Here is an 11,501-nt window from a genome sequence, read left to right as displayed (position 1 = left end):
ACGGAGTCGCAAGTACGCACCGATCCGGCCCGACAGTCCAGCGACGAATACCCATTCCCGCTGGCCGCAGGGCGGATCACTTGCTGACAACCCGGGTACTGTAGCCCTCCACAGTGTTGGAGGTCACACCGAGGGGCCACCGTGTCCGGATGATCTCCGTCGCTGTGTTATGAGGAAAAATCTGATATAGGGACCCGTCCATGACAACGAGGCCGCGCCCCGGCCGGGGGACGCGGCCTGGGCCGGAGTGACGACTCAGCGGCCGACCGGCCACACCATCCGGACCTCGGTGCCGATGCCCTCGTCAACCGGGCGCACCTGGAGGTCCTCCACGAAACCGGCGAGCAGCGCGAAGCCCACGCCGGTGGTCAACGCGTCCTCGCTGAGCGACTCCTGCGCCAGCTCGTCCGGGGCCAGCGCGGTGAGGCCGATGCTCGCCTCGATCGGCGCCCGGTCCACGACCCGCACCGTGTACGCCCCCGAGTCGTTCATCTCCACCAGCACCGGTTCGGCCACGCCGTACTGCCGGTGCAGGGCGACCGCCCGGGTGCACGCCTCACCGATGGCCAGCCGTACCTCGTCGAGCAGGCCCTCCCGGACCCCGGCCCGCCGGGCGACCGCGACACCGACCAGGCGCGCGGTGCGGACGTGCACCGGGGCCGGGGAGAAGGACAGCCGGACCGTGGCCATCACGCGCCGGCGCCGGCCGGGTCGGCGCCCACCGCCGCGTCGACCGTCGGGTGCAGCGGGAAGACCTGGTCGAGCGCGGTGATGCGGAAGATCTTGAGCAGCGGCTCCTTGTCGCAGACCAGCGCGAACGAACCCCCCGCGGTACGCAGCCGCTTGAGCGCGCCGACCAGCACGCCGAGCCCGGTCGAGTCCAGGAAGTCCACCCGACCCAGGTCCACCACGACGTGCCGGGCACCACCGTCGATCAGTTCGAGGAGCCGTTCCCGAAGGCGAGGGGCCGTGTAGACGTCCACCTCACCGCCGACCTCAAGCACCGTGTGCTCACCCACGGTGCGGGTCGCCAGCGACAGCTCCATCGGTCCTCCCTCGCAAGCCCCGTAAACTCTCCTGGGCATCTAACCACTACCCCCGGCGCGGCCCTCGGTCACCGCAAGGCTCCCCCCTTACCCAGGCCCCCGCCTTTTCATCTCCGAACACCAGTGCGAGAGTGCAGGACGTGTCGTCTCCAGCCATCCTGACCACGGGTCCCGGGCGCACCCCCGCCGACCTGTTGGGGCGGCTGCGCGCCCGCGGCGACGGCGATCCGGTCACCCACGTCGAGCGGGTGCCGTCCCGCGTCGGCGTTCCCGCGCCCTGGCCGGACTGGGCCCCGGCGGAACTGCGCGCGGCGTTCGCCCGCCGTGGCGTGATCGCGCCGTGGCGGCACCAGGCCGAGGCGGCCGGCCTGGCGCACGACGGCCGGCACGTCGTGGTGGCCACCGGCACCGCGTCCGGCAAGTCGCTGGCGTACCAGTTGCCGGCGCTGGCCACCCTGCTCGCCGACCCGCGCGCCACCGTGTTGTACCTGGCGCCGACCAAGGCGCTCGCCGCCGACCAGCTGCGCGCCGTCGCCGCGCTGGAGCTGGAGGGCGTCCGCCCGGCCTGCTACGACGGGGACACCCCGCGCGCCGAGCGGGAGTGGATCCGGCGGCACAGCCGCTTCGTGCTGACCAACCCGGACATGCTGCACCACGGCATCCTGCCCGGGCACGCCCAGTGGTCCGGGTTCCTGCGCCGCCTCACCTACGTGGTGATCGACGAGTGCCACACCTACCGGGGCGTGTTCGGCTCACACGTCGCGCACGTGCTGCGCCGCCTGCGCCGGCAGTGCGCCCGCTTCGGCCGTACGCCCGTCTTCGTGCTGGCCTCGGCCACCTCGGGTGACCCGGCCGCGGCGGCCGGGCGGCTCACCGGTCTGCCCGTCACCGCCGTCACCGAGGACACCTCGCCGCGCGGCGGGGTGACCTTCGCGCTGTGGGAACCGCCGCTGCTGCCGCACTCCTCCCCCGCCGCGGCGGACGATCTCGTCCAGGCCCGCCGTTCCGCGCTGCGCGAGACGGCGGACCTGCTCGCCGACACCGTCGCCGAGGGGGTACGCACGATCGCGTTCGTCCGCTCCCGGCGCGGCGCCGAGGTGGTCGCCGCGAACGCGCGGCGGGCGCTCGACGAGGCGGTCCCCGGGCTCGGTGACCGGGTGGCCGCCTACCGGGCCGGCTACCTGCGCGAGGAACGGCGGGAGCTGGAACGGGCGCTGCTGCACGGCGACCTGCTGGGGCTGGCCTCCACCAACGCGCTGGAGCTGGGCGTCGACCTGATCGGCCTGGACGCGGTGCTGATCTGCGGTTACCCCGGCACCCGGGCGTCGCTGTGGCAGCAGGCCGGCCGGGCGGGGCGCTCCGGGCAGGAGGCGCTCGCCGTGCTGGTGGCCCGCGACGACCCGCTCGACACCTACCTGGTGCACCACCCGGAGGCGCTGTTCGGCCGGCCGGTGGAGGCGACCGTGCTCGACCCCGCCAACCCGTACGTGCTCGGCCCGCAACTCGCCTGCGCCGCCGTCGAGGCCCCGCTGACGCCGGCCGACCTGGCCCTGTTCGGCGAGGGCGCGAAGGAGGCGGTGGACGCCCTGGTCGAGGCGGGTGCGCTGCGGCAGCGGCCGACCGGCTGGTACTGGCGACACCGGGAACGCCCCGAGGTGGACCTGCGCGGCGAGGGCGGCGCGCCGGTCTGCGTGGTCGAGGCGGCCACCGGCCGGCTGCTCGGCACCGTCGACGGCGGCTCGTCGCACTTCCTGCTGCACACCGGCGCGGTCTACCTGCACCAGGGCGTGTCGTACGTGGTCGACTCGCTCGACCTGGCCGACGGATGCGCGTTGGTGCACGCCGAGGAGCCCGACTGGTCCACCCACGCCCGGGACGTCACCTCGCTGTCGGTGGTGTCGGTGCGCTCGTACACCGACGCCGGTCCGGTCGGCCTGTTCCTCGGTGACGTGGACGTGACCAGCCAGGTCGTGTCGTACCAGCGGCGGCGGATCGCCTCCGGGGAGGTGATCGACACCCGGCCGCTCGACCTGCCGGCCCGGGAACTGCGCACGGTGGCGGTCTGGTTCACCCTGTCCCCGGAGTCCCTGGCGCGTGCCGGCGTCGACGCCGCCGACGTGCCCGGTGCGCTGCACGCCGCCGAGCACGCCGCGATCGGGTTGCTGCCGCTGATGGCCACCTGCGACCGGTGGGACATCGGCGGGCTTTCCACCGCCGCGCACCCGGACACCGAGGCACCGACCGTGTTCGTCTACGACGGGCACCCGGGCGGAGCGGGTTTCGCCGAGCGGGCGTACGGGACGGCGGCCGGTTGGCTGCGGGCCACCCGGGACGCGATCGCGGAGTGCGGGTGCGAGTCCGGCTGCCCGTCCTGCGTCCAGTCCCCCAAGTGCGGCAACGGCAACAACCCGCTGTCCAAGGCGGACGCGGTCCGGGTGCTCGACGTGGTCCTGGCGAACCTTCCCCGCTGAAAATGTTTCAGTGCATGAAACCCGTTCCGGACGGGCATGATGGGAGCGCTTCCATAGACAGACATCTGCCTGCCGAGGAGGACTGGTGGCTGACACCATCGCCGAGACCGTCGACCTGCTCTACACGATCGACCAGGACACACTCACCCCCGACCAGCAGATCGCGCTCGGTGCCGCGCTGGCCGCGCTGGCCCAGGCGGAACGCCTGGAGCAGATAAACGAACGGCTGCGCAGCATCCACCAGGTACTCAACGGATGGGCAATGCGCGCCACCGTCGACACCCGCTGACCCCGCACCACCCACCCCACCCCCGAGCCTCGTCGATCTGGATCGACGGAGCGAGCGGGGTGGGAGGGTCGGGTGGAGTGGGTGGGCTGTGCGAGACTCCGCCCCACCTTCAGAAGGAGATTTCATGCAGCTCGAAGCCTTGCAGGCCCAGCAGCAGTTCCACATCCGCCAGCGGCTGCGGCTGATGGTCAACCAATACCAGGTCCACGCCGTCAACCCCGACGGCTCCGAGGGCGAGCTGCTGGCCTTCGCCCAGCAGAAGCGGCTCGCCTTCAAGGAGCAGGTGACGATTTACACCGACGAGTCGAAGCAGCACGCCCTGCTCGGCTTCAAGGCGCGGCAGCGCCTCGACCTCGGTGCCACGTACGACGTGACCGACCACGCCGGCAACCCGATCGGCCTGTTCCGCAAGGACTTCGCCCAGTCGCTGCTCCGGTCCACCTGGCACGTCGAGCAGTCCGGTCTGCCGCAGGTCACCGGGCAGGAGCGCAGCATGCCGGTGGCGTTGCTGCGCCGGTTCGTGGACTCGCTGTCCTGGCTGCCCTACCACTTCGACTTCGTCGCCGACGGCCAGCCGGTCTTCTCGGTGATCAAGAAGTGGGGCCTGCGCGACCGGTACGTCGTGCAGATCCACCAGCCGCAGGTCGACCGTCGCCTGGTCATCGCGATGGCCGTCGCCCTGGACGCGCTCCAGGGCCGCTGACCGTCCACCGCACCGCCGCCCCGCCCCGCCTACGCCGCCTCGGTGCCGCGCCGCCTCGGTGTCGCGCCGCCTCGGTGTCGCGCCGCCTCGGTGTCGCGCCGCCTCGGTGTCGCGCCGCCCCGGACCACTCCGGCGCGCACCGGGGCCCGGTGCCAACCGCCAGGGGCGGGGCGGGCCCGGCCGGTTGAACCGCACGCAGCCTGCTCGAACGTGGCCGAGCCGGGCTGGCACGGCCGGCTCGGCCGGGTGGGCCCGTACCCGGTGGGCCGGTCAGGCTCGTACCGGGTCGGCTGGCTCGGCCGGGTGGGTCGGTCAGGCTCGTACCGGGCCGGCGCGGGCGCTCGCTTCGGCTGTCCGGGTGAGGCCGGGCAGCGGGACCAGCGTCACCTCGACGCTCACCACCAGGTCCAGCCCGTCGAGCTGGCAGGCGACGAGCCGGCCGCCGTTGGCCGAGGCGATCCCGGCGGCCGACCCGCAGGCGGCCGCCTCGCCCCGGAGAGCGTCGGCCGCACCCGCGAGTGCGCCCAGGTCCGCCGCCACCGAGGCCTGCTGCCGGGCCAGCCGTGCGGCACCGATCGCCGCGCCGAAGCCGCCGAGCAGGACGAACACCAGCCCGAAGGCGAGCACCAGAAGGCTCGCCCCACCCCGGTCACCTGCCACCTTCTTGATCGTTGACGTTTCTCCGGTCCGGTCCACGGCGTGTCGGACAGCTGACGCGTCACCGATCATCGGGTTGGAGAGGCGCCGGGTTCGACGGCTGCCACCGCCGTCGCCTCGACGGTCAACCGGGGCAGGCGGGTACCGAGCGCGCGGACCGGCGCCCGGACCGTCACCTGGGCCCGCTCCCCGTTCACGTCGACCGACACCTCGCCGCCGGAGGGCAGCGTGCGACTTGCGGCGGCCACCGCGTCACCGCCACGCGCGGCAGCAAGCGCCGCCTCCCGGGCGGTGTGCAGGCAGCCGCCCTTCGTACCGACCGCGTCGACGGCGGTCAGACCGGTGAGCAGGAGCAGCAACAGCGCCGGCAGGCCGGCCGCCAACTCGGCGGTGAACGATCCCCGGTCGCGGCCGGCCCGCCGGCGCGCGGTCACTTCAGGGCCCGGTCGATGACGGCGGTCAGGGCCGACTGGACGTTGCCGGAGGTCAGCACCTTGAGCAGGATGCCGGCGAAGGCGACCGCGGCGAGGGTGCCGACCGCGTACTCGGCCGTGTTCATCCCGGCGTCCCCGCGCAGGCGGGCGATGAGTCTGCGCACGTACGTGTCCTTTCTCGAGTGGTTCAGAGGACGTCGCCGAGGACGGCGACGATCACCGGCACCAGGCCGGCGAGAATGAAGGCCGGCAGGAAGCAGAGCCCCAGCGGCAGCACGATGAGCACGCCGGCCCGGCGGGCCGCTGCCTCGGCGGCGGTGGACCGGTCGGCCCGGAGATCGTCGGCGACCCGTACCAACGCGCCGGCCAGGGCGGACCCGCTGTCCACCGAACGCCGGACGGCGGCGGTCAGCCGCTCGGCACCGGGTACCGGATCCAGCGGGGACCACGCCTCCGCGGGATCGGCACCGAGCCGGAGCAGGCGACCCACCCGACGCATCCGGCCACCGAGCGGCCCACCGAGCGCGTCGGCCACCGCTTGCACCGACCGGTCCACCGGTGCGCCCGCCCGCAGCGCCGCGGCGAGCAGATCCGCCGCGAGCGGGAGGTCCTCGGCCTCCCGCAGCCGCCGGTTCCGGGCGGCCGGCGACTCGATCCGGCGCAGCGCGCGGTCGAGCACCGCTGCCGTCGGGAGCCCGAGAACCGCACCGAGCCAGCCTCCGGCGACCACGGCCACGGCGAGGCCGGCGAGGAGGGCGGCCAGTCGTACGGCGTCGAGCCGACGCCCCGACGGTGGCGGCGGGGACGCACCGTCCGGTGCGCCAACGGTCTCTCCATCCCGAAGGCGCGAACGGTCGGGGGTCGGTACCCGGCCCGGCCCGCCGGGCAGCGCGGTGAGCCGGCGCAGCCGGCGGGCCGGGCGACGACGCAGTCCGACGAGTGCCACGACCAACGCCGCGCTGAGCAGCCCGCCGGAGAGCACCACGGTGCCGGACATCAGCGGACACCCCCGCCGCCGGGCCGGGTCAGCCGCTCGGTCCAGAACAGTCCGGTGACCTGGAGTGCGACCGCGGCCACAGCCGCCACGCCGCCGACCGGGGTGTGCAGGAGGACGGCCACCGGGTCCACCCCGATCCCGTAGCCGAGCCCCACGCCACCCAGCGGCAGGGCGGCGAGCAGCCAGGCGGTGGCCCGCGCACCTGCCGCCTGGGCGGCCGCGGCGGCCAGCCCCCGGTCGGTGCAGCGCGCGTCGTCCTCGATGCGCTCCACGAGTTCGGCCAGCGGCGCGCCGGTGCGTTCGGCCAGGTCGACTGCGGCACGGGTCAGCCGCTCGATCCGGTCCGGCCCGGCGGCGACGCCCGCCACGGCCGGCCCGCCGACGCCTGCCAGGGCCGGCACGGCGGCGCCCGCCACGGCCGGCCCGGCGGCGCCTCCCAGAGCCGGTCCGGAGGTGCCCGTCAGGGGCGGTCCGGAGGTGCCCGCCCGAGCCGGGACGGCGGTGCCCGACAGGGCCGGCACCGCGGTGTCCGCCACCGGTAGGCCGGCTCGCAGGTCGGCGGCGATCCCGCACAGCCGATCGAGTCGCTGCCGCCGCTCGCGGTCGGCCCGCCGGCCCGCCCGGCCGCGCAGGAGTCCCCGGACCCCGAGAACGCCGTACACGGCCCCGGCCACCGCACCCACCGGACCGCCCAGGAGCGCCCCCACCGACAGGCCGGCCAGCGCGACGAGGAGCAGGGTGCGCCGTGGTGAATCCTCGGCCCGGGCGAGAACCCCCGACAGCCGGGACCGACCGGCCCGTGGTTCCCCCTCGGAGGGTGCGTCCGGACGGCCCTGCCCGGACGCCGTCGGTGGGAGCGCGGTCGGCGGCTGCGGCCACCTTCTGGTGGCGGGCCAGCGCGACCGCGGCGAGCTGTCGACCGTAGTCCGACCGGTCGGAGTCGAGCCCGACCGGGACGGCGCCCCGTCGAAGGCGAGGGCGGCGGGTCCGGGTGGTCGTTGGCCGTCCCGCCGCCGAGGAGGGCCGGACGGGCCAGCCGGTCGTCCCGGCCCGGGGTGGCCGACGGGCCGGGGCCAGCGGACGGCGGCGTCGGCATCCCGCCCGAAGCGCGCCCGTCGAGCCGACGCGGGCCCGGCCGGGGCGGAGACCGGCGCGGTGTCCCGCGTGGTCGCCGAGACGGTGGCGGGTCGGCAGCAGGGTTCACCGCACCGTGGTGGGCCGACGGCCGGGACCGGGCCGGCGGGAGGACCCGGGGGCGGGGCCTCGTCGTCCGGGACCGTCGGGACCATGCCGGCCGACCACCGTTCGCCTGCCGGGGTCCGACGCAGCTCGTCGATCCACTCGACCAGCGGATCGTCCGCACCGGAGGCGGACGCAGCGGTCGCACCGGACCCGGATGAAGCAGTCGCGCCGGTGGCGGACGGGATGGCCGCGCGGATCCGACGCCGGACCGGCCAGCCGGCCAGCAGCGTCGCCGCCACGAGCAGCAGGGCGAGCGTGGACTGAGTCATCACTCGGGACCTGCCGATCCGGGCCACGGCGTGCACAGGATCGGCGGCACGGGAACCTCCCGTTCCCGCAGCAGCGCTCCGAGTGCGCGGGCGGCGAGGCCGAGGCCCCTGCCGCGTACCCAGGCGGGGACGGCGGTGACCAGCCGGTCCGTCCCCTCGGGCAGGAGCAGGCAGACCGACTCCAGGACCCTTCCCCCCGGCGAGCGGCGGACCTGAAGCACCACCTGGAGCGCGGCGGCGACCTGGGCATGCAGGGCCGCGCGGGGCAGCCCGCCGAGCAGTCCGAGTGCCTCCAGCCGGGCCGGTACGTCCGAGGGCGCATTCGCGTGCAGCGTCCCGGCACCGCCGTCGTGGCCGGTGTTCAGGGCGGCGAGAAGGTCGACCACCTCCGCGCCCCGGCACTCCCCGACCACCAACCGGTCGGGCCGCATCCGCAGCGCCTGCCGCACCAGGTCGGTGAGCCCCACCGCGCCGGAACCCTCCACGTTGGCGGTACGGGCCTGGAGCCCCACCACGTGTGGGTGCTGCGGTTGCAGCTCGGCGGCGTCCTCGACCAGCACGATCCGTTCCGTCGCCGGCACCAGCCCGAGCAACGTGTTGAGCAGTGTGGTCTTTCCCGAACCGGTGCCACCCACCACCAGGTACGCGAGCCGGGCCGCGACCACCGCGTCGAGCACCGGCGCCACCGGGCGGGGCACCGTGCCCCGTCCCACCAGTTCGTCGAGGGTGTACGGCCGCTGCCGGAACGTCCGCAGGGACAGGTACGGGCCGCCGGTGGCCACCGGGGGCAGCACGGCGTGCAGCCGGGTGCCGTCGGCGAGCCGGGCGTCGGCGTACGGCGACCCGTCGTCCAACCGTCGGCCGGCGGCTGCCGCCAGGCGCTGCGCGAGCCGGCGTACGTCGTCGGTGGTGCCGACCGGCACCGCGACCTGGTGCAGGCCCTGCCCCCGGTCGACCCAGACCCGGGTTCCGTTGACCAGTACGTCGGTCACCTCCGGGTCGGCCAGCAGCGGCGCGAGCGGTCCGGCGCCGACGAGTTCGTCGTGTACCTCTCCGGCCATCCGCAGGACGGTGGTGTCGCCGAGGACGGCGGCGGTCGGCTCGGCGCGTACGGCGGAGACGATCGCGGCCGGCGTCACCGGCCCGGGGGCGGCGGCCATCCGCTGGCGTACCCGGGCGGCCAGCGACTCGCCGCCGGTCACGCCGCACCCGCCGCGGTGGTCGCGCCCAGGTCGGCGAGGATGCGCCGGCACAGTGCGGCCAGTGGCCCCCGTCCGTCGGCGGTCGGCGCCGCACCGCGTTCCAGCTCCCGGCACAGCGCGGGTTCGGGGCGCAGCGTCCCGGCGAGCGGGAGCCCGAGTGCGCGGGCGACCTCGGCGGCCTTCAGCCGGCCCGGCGCCGGTCCACGGACGATCACCGCCAGGTCGGCGCAGTGCGGTGCGGCGGCCGCCACCACGCGGGCCGCGGCGGCGGTCGCCCGCAGTTCGGCGGGCACCACCACGAACGCCCGGTCCACGCTCTGCAGCGCGGTGACCGCCGCGTCGTCCAGCCGGCGGGGCAGGTCGACAACCACGAAGTCGCGCCCCCGCCGGGCGGCGGCCAGGGTGGCCGCCATCGCCTCGGCCGGCAGCGGCAGCGGGTCTCCCCGGTCCCAGGAGAGCATCACCAGGTCACCGCGCCGGGGCAGCGCGCGGACCAGGGCCGGCGCGTCGACCCGCCCCTCGGCGTCGGTCAGCGCCGGCCAGCGCAGCCCGTCCAGCTGTTCCCAGCCGAGCACCAGATCCAGGCCACCGCCGAGCGGGTCGGCGTCGACCAGGAGCGTCCGCAGCCGGGACCGGGCCGCGGTGACGGCGAGACCTCCGGCGAGGACGCTCGCGCCGGCGCCACCGCGTCCGCCGAGGACCGCCACCAGCCGGGCTTCGCCGGCCGAGTCGTCCGCGCCGCACTCGGCGAGCCGGTCGACGAGCCACGGTTCGGCGGCCGGCAGCACGGCCACGTGCTCGGCACCGACCAGGTCGGCGACCTCCCAGCCCGGGTCGAACTCCCCGGAGCGGCCGACCAGCACGAGCCGCGGCCGGTGCGGCAGCCGCGCACACAGACAGGGATGCGCCTGGTCACTGCCCAGGAGGACCAGCGGGGCCGCGGGCCAGCGGGAGCGGGCGCCCGCCGGGTCGGCGGCGACCTCGGCCTCGACGCCGCTGGCCGCGGCGAGCCGCAGCAGGTCGTCGAGCAGTTCTTCGTCGGAGGTGACGATCAGCGGCAGGCGCCGGGGCGGCGGAACGGAGGTACGGGGCGGCATCGCGGCCTCCAGCGGTCGACTCGGTTGCTGAGCCGCAACCCTGCTCGCCGACCGCGCCGCCCGACGCCCCGTCGGGCCCGCCTGTGGACAACCGAGCCGCCTGTGGACAACCACCAAAAAGGCTGATGATCTGCTATGCCGTGGGGTCCTCGACCGGCCGGACCGACGGTCTGATCAGGACGACCAGCCGGTGGTTCGGTGGCCGGCGGGCATTGACTGACGGCACGGTCCCGGGTCGATAATCAACGCCCCGTGCCGTCGTACGAACGGCACCGCCCGTGCCGGATCGGGGCCATGACTGACGCACCGGACTTCGACGACCGCCCGGCGGAGACGCCCGGCCTCCGGGTCGGCGGGTGGGTACCGCAGCCGCGCGACGACACCGGACCGCACGCCACACCGGCGACGCCGCAGAGCCGGCACCGCGCCGACACCGCCGCCCCGACCGCACCGCCGCGCCCGCCGGCTCCTTCGACTGAGCGACCCCGAGGCGCGTACGCGCTGGCAGCCGCCGCCGTCGCGGTCATCGCGCTCGCCGTGGCCGTGCTGGCGTACCCGATCGTCCGGTCGTCGCCACCGGTGGCCGCGCCCCCGGCGGCGGAGCCCGTCGCCCCGGTCGCCGGGCAGACCACGGCCGATCCGACGCCGGAGCCGGAGCGTTCCTTCTCGCCGGCGCCGGTGTCGCTGTCCACCCGGGCGTCGAAGCCGCCGCCGGCACCGACCCGCAAGGCGAAGCCGACCGTACGCCCGACGAGCGCCCGGCCCACGGCGCCGAAGTCTCCGCCGCTGCCGCCGGGCGAACTGGCTCCCCTGCCGGCGTCGCGGGAGCCGACGCTGCGGTCCCGCGGGGGCGGGCCGGAGACCTTCGTGGACTTCGTCAACGCCCGCCGCGCACCGGTCCACGTGCACTGGCTGAACTACGACGGCCGCCGCCAGCGGTACGCGGTACTGGAACCCGGACAGGGGTACCGACAGCACACCTACGTGGGGCATCCGTGGGTGGTGACCGAGGCGGACGGCCGCGCGCTGGTCTGCTTCCAGCCGGCGACCTCCGTACTCAAGGCGGTGGTGCGGTAGCCGGTCACCCGGCGGGC

The 11,501-nt window shown here is 75.5% G+C and carries 12 protein-coding genes and 1 pseudogene; 4 read left to right on the top strand and 9 right to left on the bottom strand.

Annotated elements, in window-relative coordinates; genetic code table 11:
- Positions 1 to 255: 255 nt before the first annotated feature.
- Both D7223_RS10520 and D7223_RS10515 read right to left on the bottom strand, forming a co-directional pair.
- Positions 256 to 690 (bottom strand): ATP-binding protein, encoded by a 435-nt coding sequence (locus D7223_RS10520; RefSeq protein ID WP_186832293.1) that lies wholly within the window; start codon positions 688 to 690, stop codon positions 256 to 258.
- Positions 690 to 1,046, bottom strand: coding sequence for an STAS domain-containing protein (locus tag D7223_RS10515; RefSeq protein ID WP_120727614.1), 357 nt, complete (start codon positions 1,044 to 1,046; stop codon positions 690 to 692). Before D7223_RS10515 ends, D7223_RS10520 begins: the two co-directional genes overlap by 1 nt.
- Positions 1,047 to 1,186: 140 nt before the next feature.
- On the opposite strand from D7223_RS10515, the gene D7223_RS10510 reads away from it, so the two are divergent.
- The 3 genes from D7223_RS10510 to D7223_RS10500 all read left to right on the top strand — a co-directional run bounded on the left by D7223_RS10510 (position 1,187) and on the right by D7223_RS10500 (position 4,509).
- Positions 1,187 to 3,517, top strand: coding sequence for a DEAD/DEAH box helicase (locus D7223_RS10510; protein WP_420330306.1), 2,331 nt, complete (start codon positions 1,187 to 1,189; stop codon positions 3,515 to 3,517).
- 85 nt (positions 3,518 to 3,602) lie between these two features.
- Complete coding sequence (locus D7223_RS10505; protein WP_120727611.1) at positions 3,603 to 3,806, top strand: hypothetical protein; 204 nt, start codon at positions 3,603 to 3,605, stop codon at positions 3,804 to 3,806.
- 124 nt (positions 3,807 to 3,930) lie between these two features.
- Positions 3,931 to 4,509: an LURP-one-related family protein gene (locus tag D7223_RS10500; RefSeq protein WP_120727609.1), complete on the top strand. Its 579-nt coding sequence runs from the start codon at positions 3,931 to 3,933 to the stop codon at positions 4,507 to 4,509.
- A gap of 312 nt (positions 4,510 to 4,821) precedes the next feature.
- Here D7223_RS10500 and D7223_RS10495 read toward each other — a convergent pair whose 3' ends face one another.
- The 7 genes and pseudogenes from D7223_RS10495 to ssd all read right to left on the bottom strand — a co-directional run bounded on the left by D7223_RS10495 (position 4,822) and on the right by ssd (position 10,407).
- Positions 4,822 to 5,238, bottom strand: a complete 417-nt coding sequence (locus D7223_RS10495; RefSeq protein ID WP_120727607.1) for an Rv3654c family TadE-like protein — start codon at positions 5,236 to 5,238, stop codon at positions 4,822 to 4,824.
- On the bottom strand, positions 5,235 to 5,600 hold the full coding sequence (locus D7223_RS10490; RefSeq protein ID WP_120727605.1) for a TadE family type IV pilus minor pilin: 366 nt from the start codon (positions 5,598 to 5,600) through the stop codon (positions 5,235 to 5,237). Before D7223_RS10490 ends, D7223_RS10495 begins: the two co-directional genes overlap by 4 nt.
- Positions 5,597 to 5,725, bottom strand: coding sequence for a DUF4244 domain-containing protein (locus tag D7223_RS10485; protein ID WP_208418639.1), 129 nt, complete (start codon positions 5,723 to 5,725; stop codon positions 5,597 to 5,599). The genes D7223_RS10490 and D7223_RS10485 overlap by 4 nt, the downstream gene beginning before the upstream one ends.
- A 62-nt stretch (positions 5,726 to 5,787) precedes the next feature.
- Positions 5,788 to 6,597 carry a type II secretion system F family protein gene (locus D7223_RS10480; RefSeq protein WP_120727601.1) on the bottom strand — a complete coding sequence of 270 codons (810 nt, stop codon included), beginning with the start codon at positions 6,595 to 6,597 and terminating at the stop codon, positions 5,788 to 5,790.
- Positions 6,597 to 7,349 (bottom strand): annotated as a pseudogene (locus D7223_RS34110) (hypothetical protein); the annotation flags it as partial. The pseudogene D7223_RS34110 and the gene D7223_RS10480, both read right to left, overlap by 1 nt.
- A gap of 758 nt (positions 7,350 to 8,107) precedes the next feature.
- Positions 8,108 to 9,310, bottom strand: coding sequence for a TadA family conjugal transfer-associated ATPase (locus D7223_RS10470; protein WP_272948684.1), 1,203 nt, complete (start codon positions 9,308 to 9,310; stop codon positions 8,108 to 8,110).
- Positions 9,307 to 10,407, bottom strand: coding sequence for a septum site-determining protein Ssd (gene ssd, locus D7223_RS10465; RefSeq protein WP_120727599.1), 1,101 nt, complete (start codon positions 10,405 to 10,407; stop codon positions 9,307 to 9,309). The genes D7223_RS10470 and ssd overlap by 4 nt, the downstream gene beginning before the upstream one ends.
- Positions 10,408 to 10,701: 294 nt before the next feature.
- On the opposite strand from ssd, the gene D7223_RS10460 reads away from it, so the two are divergent.
- Positions 10,702 to 11,484, top strand: coding sequence for a VHL beta domain-containing protein (locus tag D7223_RS10460; RefSeq protein ID WP_147252614.1), 783 nt, complete (start codon positions 10,702 to 10,704; stop codon positions 11,482 to 11,484).
- The last annotated feature ends 17 nt before the right edge of the window (positions 11,485 to 11,501 follow it).

The sequence above is a fragment of the Micromonospora endolithica genome (assembly GCF_003626595.1).
GTDB lineage: Bacteria > Actinomycetota > Actinomycetes > Mycobacteriales > Micromonosporaceae > Micromonospora > Micromonospora endolithica.
This window is presented reverse-complemented; position numbering and strand designations above follow the sequence as displayed.

Excerpts from the sequence above, each read along its gene's own strand:
- D7223_RS10515 (WP_120727614.1), bottom strand. The coding sequence starts at position 1,046 with ATGGAGCTGTCGCTGGCGACCCGCACCGTGGGTGAGCACACGGTGCTT.
- D7223_RS10480 (WP_120727601.1), bottom strand. The coding sequence starts at position 6,597 with ATGTCCGGCACCGTGGTGCTCTCCGGCGGGCTGCTCAGCGCGGCGTTG.
- D7223_RS10520 (WP_186832293.1), bottom strand. The coding sequence starts at position 690 with ATGGCCACGGTCCGGCTGTCCTTCTCCCCGGCCCCGGTGCACGTCCGC.
- D7223_RS10495 (WP_120727607.1), bottom strand. The coding sequence starts at position 5,238 with ATGATCGGTGACGCGTCAGCTGTCCGACACGCCGTGGACCGGACCGGA.
- D7223_RS10485 (WP_208418639.1), bottom strand. The coding sequence starts at position 5,725 with ATGAACACGGCCGAGTACGCGGTCGGCACCCTCGCCGCGGTCGCCTTC.
- D7223_RS10500 (WP_120727609.1), top strand. The coding sequence starts at position 3,931 with ATGCAGCTCGAAGCCTTGCAGGCCCAGCAGCAGTTCCACATCCGCCAG.
- D7223_RS10460 (WP_147252614.1), top strand. The coding sequence starts at position 10,702 with ATGACTGACGCACCGGACTTCGACGACCGCCCGGCGGAGACGCCCGGC.
- ssd (WP_120727599.1), bottom strand. The coding sequence starts at position 10,407 with ATGCCGCCCCGTACCTCCGTTCCGCCGCCCCGGCGCCTGCCGCTGATC.